Genomic DNA, 17,403 nt, shown 5'->3' on the forward strand with positions numbered 1-17,403 from the left:
AATTACCCATGCCCCACGACGCACATGCCATTCCACGCTCGCTTCCGGATCTGATCCGGAGGCGAGCTTCGGAGCGTCCGGAGCACCCGGCCCTCGTCGTCGACGGGATCACGGTCACCTACCGCGAATTGCGGGATCGTGCAGCGTCGATGGGGGCGGATCTCCGTAATCACGGTGTCGGGCGCGGGGAGCGTGTGGCGGCACTGTCCGGCAACAGGATCGAACTGGCAGACCTTGTTCTCGGATGCGCGTGGATCGGTGCGGTTGTCGTCCCCCTCAATACTGCCCTCCGCGCCGACAGTGTCATCAGCGCACTCGAACAAGCTGGCGTGCAACGAATCCTGGTTTCACCCGAATACTCCGGCGCTATAACCGGATTCGACGGCACTGTGTGGGTTATGGGCGAACAAAACGTTCCCACTGCCGGTTCACGTCCGGGCTGTGAGCCCGAGACCCTCGATCCGCTCGACCTGGCCGCGATACTCTTCACCTCCGGCACAACCGGTCTGCCCCGAGGCGTCCGATGCCCGCACGCGCAGTTCCTGCAGTGGGGCAAAGGTGTCGGCGCTTCACTCGGGCTCACCGGGGACGACGTGCTGTACAACTGCCTGCCGCTGTTTCACACCAATGCTCTCAATGCCTTTGTCCAGTCCCTCTGGGCCGGATCTACTTACTTCCTGGGACAGCGCTTTTCGGTCCGCAATCACTGGCGCGACGTTCGCAAGATCGGGGCAACTGTCGACTACCTGCTGGGTGCGATGGTGGCCATGTTGATGAACGCGGACCCTTCGCCGCAAGACCGCCAGCACAGCGTCCGCGTGGCCCTTGCCCCCGCAACGCCGGCGCATCTGATCGAACCGTTTTCCCAGAGATTCGGTGTGGAACTCGTGGACGGATTCGGAAGTACCGAAACCAATCTCGTGATCGGCACGCTTCCGGGAGATCGGCGGGCCGGGTACATGGGCCGGGTGATGAGCGGCTACGACGCCGCAGTCGTCAACGACGGTACTGCTGCCGCTGACGGGGAGCCCGGCGAACTGGTGGTCCGCAGCACGGTCCCCGGCGCCTGTTCACTGGGCTATCTGGGCGAGGAGATCCCGGCGCCCGAGAGTTGGATACACACCGGCGACAGAGTGATTCGGGAAGCAGATGGCTGGTTCCGATTTGTCGATCGCATCAAAGACGTGATTCGACGCCGCGGCGAAAATATTTCCGGGGCCGAGGTGGAAACCGTTCTGGCGCTGCATCCGTCGGTCGGCCAGGTTACCGTCTTCCCGGTACCGTCGGACCTGGCCGAGGACGACGTCATGGCAGCTGTAATACTGCGCCCCGGAGTATCTTTCGACCCCATCTCGATTCTGGAGTTCTCCCAGCAACAGCTGCCGTACTTTGCCCTTCCCCGGTACATCGACGTCGTGGACACGTTGCCACTCACCGAAACCGGGAAGGTACAGAAAGCAGTGCTACGCGAGAGGGGCGTCGGCCCACACACCTGGGACTGCGAGAAGAGCGTGTTCCGCGCCCGGCGGTAAACCGCGCCTTGCTACTTGCCGCAACCGTTGAACGAACACATCACCGGACTGCAGATCGTGCGCAGGGCCAGCGGGTCGCTCGGCGAATGTGTGCACTTCATGGCATGGAGTTTTCGGGTGATTCCGGCGCCCGCAGTGCGCAGGGCCCCGGTGATGCGGCTGACGTTGAGGCGAGCCGTCGGCGCTGTCACAGACAACGCGCCGGCCAGAGTGCGCGGGCCGCTGAACACCGGTACTGCGACACTCATGTACCCGAGCCGTGTCTCCTCGACCTCCACCGCGAGTTGTTCCTTACGCATCCGCTCGGTTTGTTGGCGCAGCACGCTGACGGACATCGTCGTTCGACTGGTCAAAGCTGTGAAACCCTGCTCGACTACCTCGTCGAAGACCGATTGCGGGGAGAAGGCAAGGATGATCTTGCCGGTGGCGGTGCAGTACAGCGGGAGCCGACCGGCCACTCGCGACTGCTGATTGAGCCCGCGGTGTCCGATGATCTTCTCGATGTACAGGACGTCGATGCCGTCACGAACCGCAAAGTGAACCGTCTCCTGCGTCGCCAGCAGCAGGTCCTCCATGTACGGCAGCGCCGCGTCGCGCAGAATCCGCTGACGCGGCACCAATTGGCCCAGCTCGAACAATCGCAGGCCGAGCCGGTACTTGGTACCCGCGCGCTCGAGCAAACCCCACTCGACCAGCTCGCCGGCCAACCGGTGAACCGTCGCTTTTGCGACCCCACTGCGCCGAGTGAGCTCCGTCAGAGAAAGGTCACTGTGGTCGGTGTCGAAAGCGTCCAGGATCATTCGAGCCTTGCCCAGAACCGAGGACAGTTCCCCGGCGGGCTGCGCCGGTGCAGCCGTCATCGGCGCAGCAGTTCTGGGCGCGATGGGCAGTACTGATCCGAACCCGACGGATTGTTGTGGAGCGGCCATGAGTGTCCTCCTGAACGATCTGTGACAGCCTGCCAGTCCGAGCGCCACAGCGACCGAATCAGTCGGGGGTGCTCGATGGGTGCAGGTGCTTTCGGAACCGACACTATGGTGATCATACGATGAGACGCACGCCACACGGTCCGCTCAGTGAACCCGTCCCGCAGAGTTTACACGGGGCGTCTACCTGCGTAATTCTTCAGAAACATGCGGACGGCATTTGCAATCTGCGGGGCGTGCTCCTCGACGAGCGCGACGGTCCCCGATTCGACGATCTCCGTTTCCACGACTGCCGCACCCGTCAGGTGTGCACGCAAAGGCGCAACGTTAGGCATCGAGAAGGGATCCTTCTGCGCGCCGATCAGCAGAACCGGCGCAGTCACCGAACCGATTCTCGCCTCCATGACATAGCGGGCGCAGGCTTTGTGCCCCTCCGCCGGATCGACCCGGTAGGCAAGCGCGTCTCGGATGAACCTGTCGAGCAGCGCGGTGCCTGGTTCCGGGTAGTAGGGGCGACGCATCTCCCACAGCCTGGTGAGATGGCTACCGTCTGCGGCCCGGTCGACGCAGTCGATCCCACCGGGTCCCGAGTGCCCCTCACGGTAGTTGCGGTCGGTCCACGGGCACGACGAGAGCACGGCAGCGTGCACCCTCTCGGGGCGTGATGCCGCCATCTCGAGCGCCACTGCCGCGCCGGTGTGGTGGCCGATGACCGTCACTCGATCGACGCCCAGGGCGTCGAGCAATTCCCACGCGCCTCGCGCATAGGTCTCGATGGTCTGCGGGCCGGGCACCGGAGCGCTGTTGCCGTACCCCGGCATGTCCATCGCAACGACGCGGAAGTTGTCGGCAAGAAGTGGAATGAGCTCGCGGAACTCGTCCCACGAACGCGGCGCCTGATGAAGCAGGAGAATCGTCTCTCCTGAACCTTGCTGGGCGTAATGCAATTGCCCGAAGGACGAATCCACGTATCCGAGTCGCAGGCCACTAGCCATCAGAAGGCCGCAACCATCGGAGTATCGACGCCCACGATGTCGATCTTTGCCGAACCACCCGGATTGCCGACGGGCTCGCTACGGGTAGGCAAGATCTCGAGGAAGAAGCGCTTGTTGTCTTCCTTGAAATCCGGGTCTGCTTTCCGGTCGACGGTGATCGCCTCCACCGGGCAGGCCAATTCACAGGCGCCGCAGTCGATGCATTCGTTCGGATTGATGTAGAGCTTGCGATCACCCTCGTAGATGCAATCCACAGGGCATTCTTCCATGCACGATCGGTCCGTGTAGTCGATGCATGCTTCACCGATGACAAATGCCATGGCCTAACCCTCCTGTTCGGTGGAGTGTCCAGGGAAGATCTCCGCTTCCGGATCCAGCACTGCCGCAGCGTTGTTCACCGCGGTAGCGGCTTCACCGAAACCGACGGCAATCAAGCGGACCTTGCCGGGATAATCCGTGATGTCCCCGGCGGCATACACACGCGGAACATTCGTCTCCATCCGTGTATTCACCGCGATGTGGCGATTGTCGATCTCGATTCCCCACTCCATCATCGGACCGAGGTCGGCCGTGAATCCCAATGCAGCAATGACGGATTGAGCGGGCAGCGTGGACGTGCTCTTGTCTTGTTTGTGGGTGATGTCGACCTCGCCGATCCACCCGTTTCCACGTACCGCCGAGACATCGGCGTTGACGAGAACCTGGACACTGCTTTCCTGCACCTTGGCAACTGTGGATTTGTGCGCGCGGAAACGATCTCGCCGGTGAACCAGGGTGACGGACTTGGCAATCGGTTCCAGGTGAACGGCCCAGTCGAACGCGCTGTCGCCGCCACCGACGATGACAACGTCTTTCCCGGTGTGCGCCGACAAATCCGGGACGAAGTAACTCAGCCCCCGATCCATGAACTCCGAACCCTTCGCCAACGGACGCGGGGTGAAGGTTCCGATGCCGCCGGTGATGACAACCGCGCCGGCCACCACTACCTGGCCCGTACTGGTGGTGATCCGCACCCGGCCGTCGTCGTCATGCGACAGCTCACGAGCCTGCATGCCCAGAAGGTACACCGGATCGAACGGGGCAGCCTGCGCCATCAAACCCTCGATAAGATTGCGCCCCTTGACCGAAGGGAATCCTGCGATGTCGAGGATCGCCTTCTCCGGGTACATCGCACTGACCTGTCCCCCCGGTTCCGCAAGGGCATCGATCACGGCAACCGAGAGGCCGCGGAAGCCTGCGTAGTACGCGCCGTAGAGCCCGGCGGGGCCGGCACCAATGATCAGAATATCGACGCCGATCTCGTTGTCGGTCGCCGTGGAAGACGTTGTGTTCACACCAGATACGGTATTGCGCCGACGGACTCCCGCAAATGAAACCGGTCCGCTCAACAGACCTCGGTAACGGTTGCGGGACAACACGAAAAGAGCCCGCCGACCTCTCGGTCGACGGGCCCAATGCTCACAAGAATTCAGTGCACGAGAAGTTCAGTGCGCGAATACCTCGGGTTCGTCTGCTGCGATCTTCTGGATGATGGTCGAGTACGCAAACCACCCCACCTTCTCGGTGCCGACTGCCTCGTAAGTCTGCGCCGCGATCTTTTCGTGCAGGACAACCGGATCACCGGCGGCTCGCGCCGTCAACTCCGCCTGCATCGATCGCTCCATCGACACATACCACCACACCGCGCTTTCCACGGAGGTTCCGACGGTCAGATGACCGTGATTGGTGAGGATCACAGCCTTGTTCGATCCGAGGGCATCCGCGATGCGAATCCCCTCCTCTTCGTCCAGCGCCACCCCGTGATACTCCTCGTAAATCGAGTGATCCTCGTGAAAGGCGCACGCGTCCTGAGTGATCGGCGTAAGCCGCGTGTGCAGCGAAGAGAACGCCTTACCGTTCAAACCGTGAGCGTGAACCGCTCCGATCACGTCGGGACGAGCCTCGTGAACCTTGCTGTGGATGACAAACGCTGCTCGGTTGAGCGGTCCGTTTCCGGAAATGACCGTGCCGTCCGACGCCACATGCAGCAATTCTTCCGGCTGGACCTGGGAGAAGTGCCGCCCGAACGGCGCCGTCCAGAACGTCTGCGGGTCTTCCGGGTCACGGGCGGTGATATGTCCCGAAATTCCCTCGTCCAAACCGAATTTCGACAGGATCCGATACCCGCCGATGACGGCGGTCTTGCGTCGACGCCGCTCACTCTCGACATCGGCGAACTCGGGGGGTCCCGGAATTCCAGCCTGCTCGGCAATGCTCAGCGGGTGATTCATGCTGCGCTCCTGACTATTTGACGCCGTAGCGGGAGAGGTATCGCGAGGACAGAATGCGGAGAATCCTGTCGAAGATGAAGCCCATGATGCCAAGAACGATGATGCCGACAAACGTCCAGTCGATCCGGCCGTAGTTTCGAGCCTGCCAGATCATCGAACCGATGCCCTGGTCGGCGGCGACGATCTCCGCCGACACGATGGTGAGGAAGCTGTTGCCCATCGCCAGGCGAGCGCCGGTGACGATGCCGGGGATCGACGAGGGCAAGACCACCGTCTTCATGATCTGAAGTTTGTTGGCGCCAAGATTCGCCGCTGCCTGCAGTTTGTTCTCGCTGATCGCAACAGTCGCGGCAATCGTGCTGACCGTGACGATGAATACCGAGGTGTAGAAGATCAGAACAACCTTCGACGTCTCACCGATGCCGAACCAGACAACGGCAAGGGTGACAAACGCAATAGGCGGAATGAACCGGAAGAACTCGATATACGGATCGAGGAGCTGTCGCACGATGGCAATGCGGCCCATCAGAATTCCGACGGGAGCACCGATCACGACACCCAGGAACCAGCCGATGAGAATTCGCTGACCCGAGGCGGTGATCGACGACCACAGAACGCCGCTCTCCCACAGTTCCTGTGCCGCCGACCATACTTCGGCCGGTGATGCAATGGTGGTCGGTCCGTACCACCATGCCAGGAACGACCAGATACCCAGACCGATTGCCGCCGAGGCTGCGTACATCAGCGTGGCTTTGACAATCTTGGATCGCCGCGCCGACGAACGCTTCTGCGTCTGCGTCACCTTCGCTGTCCTCACGCCGGCTGAACCGCCGGTCACTACAGCCGTCACAGCTCGTCCTCCTCAATTCCCTGGTTCCGCAGCGACGCAACCACTTCTGCCCGAATGTCGTCCCGCAGCTTCTCGTAGAGCTCGATCACCTCGGGATCGTTACGGTCTCGCGGACGAGCCGCATTGACCTCGTAGACGCTCTTGATCCGGGCCCGCGGGCCGGCCGACATCACGATCACACGGTCAGCCAACGTCAGCGCCTCGTCGATATCGTGGGTCACGAATACCACGGTGCATCGGGTGTGCCGCCAGATACGGTCGAGTTCGGTCTGCAGAACCTGACGTGTCTGAGCGTCCAACGCACCGAACGGCTCGTCCATGAGAACCAACGACGGCTGGTTGGCAAGAACTCGTGCGATCTGAACACGTTGCCGCATACCACCGGACAGCTGCGAGGGGAACTTCGCACCCGCGTGGGGCAAGCCGACCATCGCGAGGTACTCGGCCGCAATACCGGCCTGCTCGCTGCGGTTCGCTCCACGCATCCTGGGGCCGTAGGCCACGTTCTGGCTCACGGTCATCCATTCGAACAATGCTTCGGAGCTCTGAAACACCATGCCTGCGTGGCGGTTACTTCCGTCGACGACATCTCCGTCGCACACGATCTCGCCGGCGCTGGGTTCCACGAAACCGGCCATGGACGAGAGCAGCGTCGACTTGCCGCAGCCGCTCGGTCCGAGCAGACAGACGAATTCGCCTGGCTGCACGTGCATGTCGATTCCGGCGACGATCTCCGCCGCCCCGAAGCTGATTCCGAGGTCGACCACGTCGATGGCAACACCGGTGTTCTTCTTGCCGGAGCTACCTGCCCCCGCACTGTTTGCCGAGCTAGACGTCGAACTACTTGTTGCGATACTCACTGTGCACCATCCTTGTACCAATCCAGAAGCATTGCCGATTCGAGATCCGGCTGGTCGCTGAGAACACCGATCGACTTGTAGAAATCTACGATCGACTGCGCCGACTCGACATCCGCAGCTTCGAGATTCACCACGGCGAAGTCGATCTCGTCCACCGCGGCAATAGTCTGATCCTCGCTGACATTCACCGCCGCCTTGGTCGCGGACGATGCCACGCCCGGATCCGACTCGACCTTGCGCGTTGCCTCGTCGAGCACCTTCGCAACGGTTCGCGCTGTCTCTTCGTTGGCCGACAACCACGGAGCCGTCGTAATCGCCCAATGATGATAGAACCAGCCGTAGTCTCCGGTAACTGCCACCACGTGGCCGGTTCCCTGATCCAGAGCGGTGGCCGGCCACGGCTCCCACAGAACAAACCCGTCGATGTCGCCGCGACTGAGCAGCGCGGGCATGTCCGTCGGAGTCGCCGAGATCATCTCGACCGAACCAGGGGCAATGGAGTTGGCAGCGAGGTACTTGTCCGTCGAAATCTGGCTGAGACCCGGGACGATGCCCATCTTCTTGATCGCAGCCGGTGAGTCGACACCGTTGCGTAGCACGACCTTGATGTAGTCACCCGACGCCTCGTACGAGTACATCGCGCGCAACGACGGATTCTGACGCAACTGGGCGATCGTTGTCGTATCGGAGCTACCGGCGATCTGGACCTGCCCGGTCGAGAGTGCGTCGACGGCCTCGCCACCACGACCGAACTGGACCAGTTCGACGTCCAGACCGGCAGCATCGAACATGCCTTCCTGATCCGCCACGAAGAACGGAGCATAGGAAGCATCGATTCCGACTGCGATACGCAATGGTCCACTTCCGGCGGAATCAGCTGTGCTTTGCGTCGCCGGGCGGCTGCATGCGCCGGTTGCAACGGTCAGCAGCAGCGCAGCCGAAACAAGAGCAGTCCTTCCAAACTTTGACAGCGAGGCCATCTACTCACACCTTTGTTTGTGATCTGTGCCGCAGTTGCGGGTCGTGGAGAGCAAACCTAGCCGTGTGTACCTACACCCGAGAACCAACCGGGTCCACCGTGCGGACCGGGGACAGGAACTTACCTCGGCGAAACACTGCACCTGGAGGAACGTGCGGGCCGAAATACTGCGGTAACACGGCCTTCGATCACAATGTCCCCCGAATCACAATGTCCACCGAATTGTCTGCGAGCGCAGCGCACTGGCGACATTCTGCGCCGTCATCGAGTAGATCGACGCACGCGCTCCGGCGCTGCCGCCGGCGACGTGCGGGCTCAGGAGGGTCGAATCGAATCCACGGAACGGACTCGAAATCGGTAGTGGTTCAACGTCGAACACGTCGAGGGCAGCGCCGCCGACATGCCTGGAACGCAGGGCACGCGCCAATGCCGCGTCGTCGATGACAGCGCCGCGCGCCACATTGACAACGATCGCTCCAGTGGGCAACTGCGCAATTCGACGGGAACTGATCAGTCCCCGAGTTGATTCCGTAAGCGGGACGGCTAACACCAGGACATCCGCGAGAGGCAGAAGCTCCTCGAGCGACACAAACGTCGCAGCCACAGTGTCACGCGGTGTCGAACGCGCGGTGACGTAGACGTCGCAACCGAAGGCGGCAAACAATTCTGCACACCGGCGGCCGATCGAACCGATACCTACTACTCCGACCCGGCGCTGCGCCAGATCGCGGCAATCTCGCGTCAGGATGGATTCCTGTGGCCAGCGACCATCGACAACCTCGTTGTGCGCCCAGAACATGGAGCGGCACAACGCACCTGCCGCCAGCACTGCCCACTCCGCAACCGAGTTCGCGTTTGCACCGGGGGTATTCGCGACCGGCACTCCGGCGGCGCGCCAGGCTTCCGCATCGATGAAATTGGTTCCGGCACCGGGCTGTTGGACGAGGAGCACATTCCGGCCGAGCTCTGCCTCCTTCTGGCCCAGTGGCAGATCGCCACTCCAGTCCCCCACCACGACGTCGCACGTCGGCAACTCCGCACGGAGCGCTTCCGTGGTGCGCTCGGGTAATCGAACCACCTCCGCCTCGCCTCCGACCGCGTCACGGATTGCGGTACCGAGTCCGTTGTCGGCGTCGGCCGTCAGCAGAAGTACTTTCCTCACGAAAACTCCTTCGGGATAAGGCGATGACTGTAGCTTCGAAAACGCGAGAGCCGGCCTCCCGATCGAGAGGCCGGCTCCATTACGCGGCAATATGTTTGGCAGGAACTACTCAGATAGCTGCCTTCGCACTGGCTGATGCCTTTGCCAAGAACTCGAGGCTCAGCGGGTTGTACTTCGCTGCCTGCTCGTGCTGCGGCCAGTGACCGCACTCCGAGTAGAGTTCGAGCTGAGCGCCCGGAATATCCTCGGCCATTTTCTTCGCTTCCGGAACATCACCGAACGGATTTTCCTGACCCCAGACCACAAGCGTCGGCGCCTTGATGAGTGCCATTCGATCCGGACGTAGCAGGTTCCGCTGGCGAACCTCCATCTCCTGCAGGGAAAGGAGGTTGTGGATGTTGGCGACGAAGTCGGGCTGATGGTAGATCCGGTGACGAGCCTGAACCAGTTCCTCCGTCGCGTTGACCGGATCATGCATGAGCAACTGCATGCGAGCGCGGGTCAATTCGATGTCGTCGCTCTGGACGGCCTTCGCGGTCGACGTCTTGATGCGCTCCATGACCACCGGGTTCGCGACTGTTCCGCCTGCTGCCAGCAACTGCAGCGACAGCACACGTTCGGGCTGCTCGCTGGCCAGGTAGGCAGCGACCCAACCACCGAGGCTTTCGCCCACCAAGTGCACACGATCCAGTCCGACGGCGTCGAGGTAGTTCACCAAATGCTCGACGTAACGCGGAATCTCGTACGGGTAATCAGGCTTGCCGGTGTAACCATGGCCGAGCATGTCGATCGCGTGAACCCGGTAGGACTCGGCATGCGGTGCAATATTGCGTGCAAATGCCTCGAGGTGTCCGCTGGTGCCGTGCAGGAAGATCACGGCCTCGTCACCGGATCCTGCCTGCAGCGAGCGCGTGGGTACACCGCCGGCGTCGACGGTCGTCAACTCGAAATCGAGCCCGGCAAGTTCGTTCCAGATTGTCATCAGAGAAATTCCTTTGCTGAAGGTGCAGATTATGTTGTTGCGCTGGCTGTTCCAGCTGGATCGAGAATCGTGACACCCATACCGGTGAGCCACTCGGGAATCGCTTCGTAGGCAAGGCGTTCACCCGGAACGTAGTCGAGCATCGCGGCCATCATGAGCCAGGTCCGCAGCTCCTGCGCACCGTTGCCGGCCTCGTCTTCGACTTGCTCCGTCGTGAACTCGGCAAGCTCACTTGCCTTGCCGCTGGCGAACAGGTCAAGAATTCGGTCATCGAACTCCGGAGTGATCGCGGCATCGGCTGCGCGGATGATCTGGCGTCGCCGGACGTCGTAGTCTGACCAGTTCTCCCGGCCGTCCAGCCAGGCTTGAACCATGAAATCCTCGTCCTCACCGTGCGGATCACGCCAGTCCGGCCAGGGCAGACGATGAGACAATCCGCCGGACGCGATCACCACGACGCGGGTATCCGCCGGATACGACGCAACAGCATCCCGCAGGGCCTTCGCCACTTCCTCACATCTCTTGAATGTCGGGAGAGGTGGCGCGAATACGTTGACCACCAACGGAACTATCGGAACGTCGATTCCGTCGAGAAGGTACTGAATCGCGTGAGACTGACCATGATCGATCTGCAATCGCGCCGAGTAGGCAAGATCGAACCGGCCACCTTCGATCAGTTCGTTTGCAAGGTGCCTGGCGAACTCCACGTCGACCGGTTGCGGGCCCTTGGGTGTACCTGACTCGCCACTGGAAATGCACTCTCCGACACCGAGAGTGAAGGCCGGAATCAGATCCAGCCAGAAACCGCGAAAGTGGTTGGAGCCGAGAATCAAGACAACATCGGGTTTCGACGCCGCGATCTTCTCCCGGCTCAGATACAGCGCGTCCCGGAAGCGTTCGGCCTCCGCCTTGTGCGTCGTCTCTTCCCAATGGGTGTTCATCAAGGTGCTGTGGGAGGCACCGATACCCAGAACTATCTTCGCCATCAGTCGATTCCTACTTCCTCGAGCGAGCGGGTGACGGTGTCGAGGGCCACTCGGATCAGATACTTCGTAAACCTCTCCGCCGCAGCCAGATCCACAGTGTTCATCCCCATCGCGAAGTCCACCTCGAACGGTGCGTCGACCACCTTGGGCATGCCCACCCGAATCGTCGGGATGCCGCGGCTGCGCAGGATGTTTGCGTCGGTGGCTCCACTGGCGTCGAAGAAGTCCTGATGCGGCTCTCCTTCGGCAGCTTCCCACGCGTCGACTGCGGCGCGGCGCAACCACATTCGAGGGTCGGAACCCTCACCGGGGATGGCAAGAACCTGTTCGACGTCGATCTGCAGATCCAGCGATTGTGCGATCTCCGCCACGACGGCTTTGAGTTCACGCTTGGCTGCGGTGGGCGTCGTCCGCGGGCTGAGCCGCAGATCAACGGTAAGGCGCACCTGCTCGGGGGTGAACGACGCTGTTCGCTCCCACCCGCCGCGGATGTTGGCAACGATCCCCTGAGGCGCAACCAAACCGTCCTGATGCGCCGCCGAGTACTTCGGGAACCATTCCTCCAACTTGGCGACCACCTCGCCGGCTGCGGTAATCGCGTTGCGGTACGGCAACCGGTGGCGCGAGCCGACGTAGGTGTGCAGACCGTGCACCGTGATCTCGAACCAGGCCAGTCCCACTTCTTCCCAGGAAACCGTCCAGCCGGGCTTGGCGATCAACGCGCAGTCCGCCCACACTCCCTGTTCCAGGAGGAACGAGCAACCGACGCCCTGGCCGGTGTTGCGTCGGGGGTTTCCGACACCGGGGCGGGCATTGGTCGGCATACCGCCGGCGCCGAATCCGAGCACTAGATCACCGCGGAGCGGAATACCGGCTGCGGCAATTGCTTCGGCCGCCGCGACAATGCAGACGGCGTGGCCTTTGGGGTTCGACGCACCCAATCCGATCACGTAGTTCTCGTCGAACTGAGCGTGCGGCGTCAGATCCGCTCGCAGCTCGTTCCCCACCCACGGCAGGTCTTCCACCGGATCGCCCGTCGTGACGGTGTCGATCGGCGCGTACAGCAGCAGGTCCGGTCCGGACCCGTCACCGCGGAGCCTTCCCCACGAGTTCGCCTGCCGATCATCGAGATCCATTGTGTGGGCCTCGATGCCCGACGCTGCCAAGACCGCCGTGATGTGGCGGGCCAGCGGTGCTTCGTCACCCGTCGGGCTGGGAATGTTCACTACCGAAGTGGCGAGATCCCGCAACCTCGCTCGATCGACGTGGGCGCAGGCTCGCTCGACCCATTCCCGCCGCTCGTCATCCAGGCCTGCGAGAGCGTCGGCCCTCGCAGTGGTCATGGATTGACCTGATGGACCTGAGTATTGCTGTGCTCGCCGGCCAACTGCCACAGCTTGGGAACTGCCACGGCAACAGCGGCACCGATAGCAACAGCCGTCAGAATCTTGAACATGTATCTCTCCTATTCGCTGGTGCCGGTGGGAATCTGAGCGTCGGCGACAGGGGCCGAGCGGGGCGTTGGCGTCCGTCGCTCTCGGGTGGGTCTGACCGGCGCCTTGGGGGTGTGCTTGGCCGCGTCGGCGATCTTCTCGGCGTACTCTTCCTCTGCCAGGTTTCGCCACGTGGTCAGCGACACGTCCGGTCGGTACAGCTTCTCCGGCGGCGCGTCGGTGACCTCGACCATCCACGCATCCTGTCCCGAGAATTGACCGTGGAACAGCCAGCGGATCGCGCCGAGGTACTTGGCGTAGAAGCCCAATTTTGCTGCGCCGGAAACAAAGTTGACCATGAGGCCGACGTACTTGTGGTTGTCTTCGTCCACCGGGACGTAGAACTCGTAGTGAATGAACTTGGGATACGCGATGCGCAGGACACCCGGCATGGACAGTGAAGCAAAACCGGGGAAGTTCTGAGCTGCGATCACAGGATTGACATCCAGACCGGCGCCGACGTTTCCGATCTGGGAAATCTGGGTCTCGTCCGGCTTCTTCTTCCACCACCGCTTGTTCGTCCAGGTTCCCACTCCCGGGAATTCCGCCTCCCAGTACACCTCTTCCTGCACGCGGTAGATCCAGCGTCCCTCCGGAACGATGCTCGTGATGTTCCACGTGGGCATCGGCTTGAACAGACGCCACAATGCGGTGCGGTGCAGGTACTTCGCATGTCCCTCGTCGAAACCGTTCTCACATGCGAAGCGCCAGTTGCCTTCTCGGGGCTGAATACGACCACCGACGATACCCTTGTTCTCGACCAGCTCACGCGGCAACTGGTCGTCGATGGACGGCGCCGGCTCGTTGGCGATCGGGATGTACACCCACACCAGACCGAGTCGCTCCTCGATCGCATAGGTCTGGACGTTCAGCTTGCCGCAGATCTTGGAATCCGGACCGTCGGTGATGACCGCGGCCAGCTTGCCGTCGGTGAGCCGGTACGTCCAGCCGTGGTACGGGCAGCTGACGGTTCCCGGGAACTGCTGATCGCCCTCGGACAACGGAACGCCGCGGTGCGGGCACCGATCGTGCAGGGCATAGGCCTTGCCTGCGTCGCGGATGATCGCCAGCTTTTCACCACAGATGGTGAAGCTCTTGGGGTCTTTGGTGATGTGGTTCGACCACGTGACCGGGTACCAGTAACCGCGGTATCCGCTGCCGGCTGCGTTGTAACCCGGCCATGCCGTCCAATCCTGCCGACCGGCCGCTCGTGGCCGCTCGGGCAGCGCGAACGTGGCTTCCGACGCCTCGACACCAGTCATGTGAAGTCCTCTCGACACTGAACGTTTGAATGAAACAGATCTTGGGTGACAATGCGGTCTACGCCAACGGATTCGGTTCGCTCAGCAGACCCGGACCACCACAGCTGTTCCGACGGCACACAGCACGCCATCGCCCGAATGCTCACGCAACGCCAAAGTCAGTTGTTCACTGTCGATTTGGGACACTTCACCCGACACCTCGAGCGTGGTTCCGACGGGCGCGGGCGCACGATTCTGCCAGGAGACGGACACAACTCCTTGGTATCCACCGGCAAATTGTGACGCGGCACGAAAGAACAGCGTGCCCTGCAACTGGGCCATGACCACCGGTGCGGACAACCCCTCCGTCTGCGCATAGGAGGCGTCGTAGTGAATACGGTGCGAATTGTGCGTCGACGCCCCGAATCGAAGGATCCGAACCGGATCGCAGACCAAGGTCACCGATTCGATCGGTGTGCCCACGACTGTTGTTTCGGTCATCGGACGATGAACTTCTCGACGACCTCGGCAAATGCGCCGGACTGCGCACCCCGATAGGTCTTGGTGACCGAGAGCAGCAGAAACTCGTCCGGAGCCCGGCCCTTGGTCGTCACGGTATCGAGTACGCGCCCCACCACGACGTCCTCACCCAGCGGGGCCGGCAGCAAGAACGTCACACTTTGCCCGCCGGCCATCAAGCGCACGTCGATACCGTCTGTGCCCGGCACTTCGTCACGAAACATGCCGTCTGCTCGGTACTCTCGATCGAAGCCGCCTTGCGGACCTCGCAACAGCGAAGGCAGATACATCGGATGGATGGCAAATTCCGGGTGCTGGGGGTCCAGAAACCGGGCGTCCGTCTCGGCGGCGGCAACCGCAAAGGCAACTGACTCCGCCGGACGTACCGTTCCCAACTCTCGCGTTTCCCGCGTACCGATCATCGCCTCTGCGCGCTCACGCGCGTGCTCGAGTTCTGTTCTCATGCCAGCACGCTAGGCATTCGGGAGTGCTGCAGCCACGAACCGGGTTCGCCTGCCGGACCGCAATACTTCCCATACCGCTCACCTCGAGGTCAGGTATAGCCATGGCTGATCAACCGAAGAGCTTGTACGCCAAAGCAGATGGCGTCACATTCCATTACTACGACCTCGGCGAGGGCGACCCCACGATTTTCCTGCACGGAGGTGGCCCCGGCTGCACTGCATGGTCCGACTTCGGGCCGGTGGCACCGCTCTTCGCCTCGGATCGACGAGCGATTCTCGTTGATCTCCTGCAATACGGCCGGTCGGACAAGTGCACCATCACCGGACCCATGTGGGACTTCCACGCCGCCAAGATGATTGCCCTGCTCGACGAGCTCGGAATCGAACGCGCAGACTTCGTCTGCAACTCGTGGGGCGGCACCATAGCGCTCAATCTTGCGGCAAAGTACCCGGAACGCGTTCGGTCCCTGGTGATCACTGGCAGCATGCCCGTCTTCTACGGACCACTCGCGCCGCTCCCCGAGGATGGCCGTCGTGGCCGCAACGCCCGCGACGTCTACTACGGCGGCACCGGTCCCACGCTCGAAAAGCTTCGCACCTTGATCACCAGCCTCGAATGGTTCGACGGATCGAAGTTGCCCGCCGAAACCCTCCAGATGCGGTACGAGCAAAGCCTCGACCCCGAAGAAATGGCCCTGGCTGCCTCGGCGGACTCACCTCGGGGAGATTGGCAGGATCTCACAGCTGAACTCGGCCAGATCCAGGCGCCGACGCTCTTCGCCTGGGGCATGCACGACGCGTTCCTCACCCCGGACTACCCGCTCATGCTGGCGCGGATGATTCCCCATGGCCACCTCTACATCATGGACAAGGCGTCACATCATCTTCAGGAAGAACGACCATACGACTACTACAGTGTAGTTTCGGGTTTCCTTGACCAACAGCACAACTGAACGAACGGTGATCGCGCCGACGGGCGGTGCACGGATCCGATTGGTACTGCTTCTCGGAATTCTCACCGCCCTCGGGCCGTTCACCGTCGATATGTATCTTCCTGCGCTGCCGCAGATCACGCAGGAATTCGGCACGTCGGACACGATGGTTCAGCTGACCCTGACTGGCACACTGCTCGGCCTGGCGTTCGGTCAGTTGCTCATCGGCCCACTGTCCGACATCTACGGACGTCGACGCCCCCTGCTCGTGGGCACAGTAATTCACGTCGGCGCGTCGTTGGCTTGCTTCTTTGCTCCGTCCATCGAAGTCCTCACCGCATTGCGGACCCTTCAAGGTTTCGGCGCCGCCGCGACCGGCGTGATCGCGATGGCGATCGTTCGCGATCTCTTCACCGGACACGATGCAGCGGTGGTACTTTCGCGACTGATGTTGGTCATGGGCGTAGCGCCCATCCTGGCCCCCTCCATCGGCGGGGCACTGATGTCCGTAACGCAGTGGCGCGGAGTCTTTCTCGCTCTCTTCCTCCTGGGCATCGCCATGATCGCGCTCGCGGCAGTGTCGCTGCCGGAAACACTTCCACCCGAGAATCGGTCAGGCAAGGGCATCGGTGCCATCGCGCGAAACTACATTGCGCTCGGCCGCGATGCCCACTTCATGGTGTTGGTGCTCGTGTGCGGTCTCGGCCGCGGCGTTTTGTGGTCGTACATCGCCGCGTCGTCCTACGTGATGCAGGAACAGTTCGGACTGAGCGCCACAGCGTACGGATTTGCCTTCGCCGGCGGTGCCGTCGTTCTGATCGGTTCGTCCCAGCTCAACGTCGTGCTTCTCGGCCGGTGGTCGCCGAATTCCATCACGATCTGGGCGATGTGGGGCAGTAGTGCCGTCGGCGCTGCATTTGTTGTTGTTGCCGCCACCGACTCGTGGGGCTTCGTCGGGTTTGCCGTCCCCATCCTGCTGATGCTCTGCGCAACGGGTTTTGTCATGCCCAACGCACCGGCGGTTGCACTGTCCCGTCACGGAGAAGCTGCAGGCTCAGCAGCCGCGCTGATCGGATTTGCGCAGTTCGGCGCTGCCGCTGTGGTTGCGCCCATCGTCGGCCTTCTCGGCAACACCAGTCTTGCCGTAGCCATCTCCATGACCGGGGCTTCGGTTCTCGGCGTGATCGCCCTGCTCTGCGTGCGTCGATAAAA

General features: G+C 62.1%; 18 protein-coding genes. 3 read left to right on the forward strand and 15 right to left on the reverse strand.

Annotation, left to right across the window (positions count from 1 at the left end):
* Window positions 1–8: 8 nt before the first annotated feature.
* Window positions 9–1,532 (forward strand): AMP-binding protein, encoded by a 1,524-nt coding sequence (locus tag ACFRFQ_RS26040; RefSeq protein WP_378664281.1) that lies wholly within the window; start codon window positions 9–11, stop codon window positions 1,530–1,532.
* Window positions 1,533–1,543: 11 nt separating this feature from the next.
* Here ACFRFQ_RS26040 and ACFRFQ_RS26045 read toward each other — a convergent pair whose 3' ends face one another.
* From ACFRFQ_RS26045 to ACFRFQ_RS26115, 15 genes are all read right to left on the reverse strand, one after another.
* A complete protein-coding gene (locus tag ACFRFQ_RS26045) occupies window positions 1,544–2,461 on the reverse strand; it encodes an IclR family transcriptional regulator (RefSeq protein WP_378664284.1) in 918 nt (305 codons plus the stop codon).
* Between the two features lie 167 nt (window positions 2,462–2,628).
* Window positions 2,629–3,453, reverse strand: coding sequence for an alpha/beta fold hydrolase (locus tag ACFRFQ_RS26050; RefSeq protein ID WP_378664287.1), 825 nt, complete (start codon window positions 3,451–3,453; stop codon window positions 2,629–2,631).
* On the reverse strand, window positions 3,453–3,773 hold the full coding sequence (locus ACFRFQ_RS26055; protein WP_279162962.1) for a DUF362 domain-containing protein: 321 nt from the start codon (window positions 3,771–3,773) through the stop codon (window positions 3,453–3,455). Before ACFRFQ_RS26055 ends, ACFRFQ_RS26050 begins: the two co-directional genes overlap by 1 nt.
* A 3-nt stretch (window positions 3,774–3,776) precedes the next feature.
* On the reverse strand, window positions 3,777–4,787 hold the full coding sequence (locus ACFRFQ_RS26060; protein ID WP_378664291.1) for an NAD(P)/FAD-dependent oxidoreductase: 1,011 nt from the start codon (window positions 4,785–4,787) through the stop codon (window positions 3,777–3,779).
* 150 nt (window positions 4,788–4,937) lie between these two features.
* Window positions 4,938–5,723: a class II aldolase/adducin family protein gene (locus ACFRFQ_RS26065; RefSeq protein ID WP_378664294.1), complete on the reverse strand. Its 786-nt coding sequence runs from the start codon at window positions 5,721–5,723 to the stop codon at window positions 4,938–4,940.
* Between the two features lie 13 nt (window positions 5,724–5,736).
* Window positions 5,737–6,573, reverse strand: coding sequence for an ABC transporter permease (locus ACFRFQ_RS26070; RefSeq protein WP_378664297.1), 837 nt, complete (start codon window positions 6,571–6,573; stop codon window positions 5,737–5,739).
* Complete coding sequence (locus tag ACFRFQ_RS26075) at window positions 6,570–7,433, reverse strand: ABC transporter ATP-binding protein (RefSeq protein WP_378664300.1); 864 nt, start codon at window positions 7,431–7,433, stop codon at window positions 6,570–6,572. The genes ACFRFQ_RS26070 and ACFRFQ_RS26075 overlap by 4 nt, the downstream gene beginning before the upstream one ends.
* Window positions 7,430–8,413 carry an ABC transporter substrate-binding protein gene (locus ACFRFQ_RS26080; protein WP_378664302.1) on the reverse strand — a complete coding sequence of 328 codons (984 nt, stop codon included), beginning with the start codon at window positions 8,411–8,413 and terminating at the stop codon, window positions 7,430–7,432. Before ACFRFQ_RS26080 ends, ACFRFQ_RS26075 begins: the two co-directional genes overlap by 4 nt.
* A 204-nt stretch (window positions 8,414–8,617) precedes the next feature.
* A complete protein-coding gene (locus ACFRFQ_RS26085) occupies window positions 8,618–9,574 on the reverse strand; it encodes an NAD(P)-dependent oxidoreductase (protein WP_378664307.1) in 957 nt (318 codons plus the stop codon).
* Between the two features lie 109 nt (window positions 9,575–9,683).
* Entirely contained in the window at window positions 9,684–10,556 is an 873-nt protein-coding gene (locus tag ACFRFQ_RS26090) for an alpha/beta fold hydrolase (RefSeq protein WP_378664310.1), read from the reverse strand.
* A gap of 29 nt (window positions 10,557–10,585) precedes the next feature.
* A complete protein-coding gene (locus tag ACFRFQ_RS26095; RefSeq protein ID WP_378664313.1) occupies window positions 10,586–11,542 on the reverse strand; it encodes a catechol 1,2-dioxygenase in 957 nt (318 codons plus the stop codon).
* Window positions 11,542–12,885 (reverse strand): M20 family metallopeptidase, encoded by a 1,344-nt coding sequence (locus ACFRFQ_RS26100; RefSeq protein ID WP_378664316.1) that lies wholly within the window; start codon window positions 12,883–12,885, stop codon window positions 11,542–11,544. Before ACFRFQ_RS26100 ends, ACFRFQ_RS26095 begins: the two co-directional genes overlap by 1 nt.
* 122 nt (window positions 12,886–13,007) lie before the next feature.
* The gene (locus tag ACFRFQ_RS26105) at window positions 13,008–14,297 is read right to left on the reverse strand and encodes a Rieske 2Fe-2S domain-containing protein (protein WP_007731634.1); all 1,290 of its coding nucleotides are present in this window, start codon (window positions 14,295–14,297) and stop codon (window positions 13,008–13,010) included.
* A gap of 81 nt (window positions 14,298–14,378) precedes the next feature.
* On the reverse strand, window positions 14,379–14,777 hold the full coding sequence (locus ACFRFQ_RS26110) for an acyl dehydratase (RefSeq protein WP_378664320.1): 399 nt from the start codon (window positions 14,775–14,777) through the stop codon (window positions 14,379–14,381).
* A complete protein-coding gene (locus ACFRFQ_RS26115; RefSeq protein WP_378664323.1) occupies window positions 14,774–15,259 on the reverse strand; it encodes a hypothetical protein in 486 nt (161 codons plus the stop codon). Before ACFRFQ_RS26115 ends, ACFRFQ_RS26110 begins: the two co-directional genes overlap by 4 nt.
* 101 nt (window positions 15,260–15,360) lie before the next feature.
* On the opposite strand from ACFRFQ_RS26115, the gene ACFRFQ_RS26120 reads away from it, so the two are divergent.
* On the forward strand, window positions 15,361–16,212 hold the full coding sequence (locus tag ACFRFQ_RS26120) for an alpha/beta fold hydrolase (protein WP_378664326.1): 852 nt from the start codon (window positions 15,361–15,363) through the stop codon (window positions 16,210–16,212).
* A gap of 7 nt (window positions 16,213–16,219) precedes the next feature.
* Entirely contained in the window at window positions 16,220–17,401 is a 1,182-nt protein-coding gene (locus ACFRFQ_RS26125) for a multidrug effflux MFS transporter (RefSeq protein ID WP_378664329.1), read from the forward strand.
* Window positions 17,402–17,403 lie beyond the last annotated feature (2 nt).

This window comes from Rhodococcus sp. NPDC056743 (assembly GCF_042790355.1).
GTDB lineage: Bacteria > Actinomycetota > Actinomycetes > Mycobacteriales > Mycobacteriaceae > Rhodococcus_F.

Coding starts and splice junctions, on each gene's coding strand:
- ACFRFQ_RS26040 (WP_378664281.1), top strand. CDS start 9: ATGCCCCACGACGCACATGCCATTCCACGCTCGCTTCCGGATCTGATC.
- ACFRFQ_RS26045 (WP_378664284.1), bottom strand. CDS start 2,461: ATGGCCGCTCCACAACAATCCGTCGGGTTCGGATCAGTACTGCCCATC.
- ACFRFQ_RS26050 (WP_378664287.1), bottom strand. CDS start 3,453: ATGGCTAGTGGCCTGCGACTCGGATACGTGGATTCGTCCTTCGGGCAA.
- ACFRFQ_RS26055 (WP_279162962.1), bottom strand. CDS start 3,773: ATGGCATTTGTCATCGGTGAAGCATGCATCGACTACACGGACCGATCG.
- ACFRFQ_RS26065 (WP_378664294.1), bottom strand. CDS start 5,723: ATGAATCACCCGCTGAGCATTGCCGAGCAGGCTGGAATTCCGGGACCC.
- ACFRFQ_RS26080 (WP_378664302.1), bottom strand. CDS start 8,413: ATGGCCTCGCTGTCAAAGTTTGGAAGGACTGCTCTTGTTTCGGCTGCG.
- ACFRFQ_RS26090 (WP_378664310.1), bottom strand. CDS start 10,556: ATGACAATCTGGAACGAACTTGCCGGGCTCGATTTCGAGTTGACGACC.
- ACFRFQ_RS26095 (WP_378664313.1), bottom strand. CDS start 11,542: ATGGCGAAGATAGTTCTGGGTATCGGTGCCTCCCACAGCACCTTGATG.
- ACFRFQ_RS26100 (WP_378664316.1), bottom strand. CDS start 12,885: ATGACCACTGCGAGGGCCGACGCTCTCGCAGGCCTGGATGACGAGCGG.
- ACFRFQ_RS26105 (WP_007731634.1), bottom strand. CDS start 14,297: ATGACTGGTGTCGAGGCGTCGGAAGCCACGTTCGCGCTGCCCGAGCGG.
- ACFRFQ_RS26110 (WP_378664320.1), bottom strand. CDS start 14,777: ATGACCGAAACAACAGTCGTGGGCACACCGATCGAATCGGTGACCTTG.
- ACFRFQ_RS26115 (WP_378664323.1), bottom strand. CDS start 15,259: ATGAGAACAGAACTCGAGCACGCGCGTGAGCGCGCAGAGGCGATGATC.
- ACFRFQ_RS26120 (WP_378664326.1), top strand. CDS start 15,361: ATGGCTGATCAACCGAAGAGCTTGTACGCCAAAGCAGATGGCGTCACA.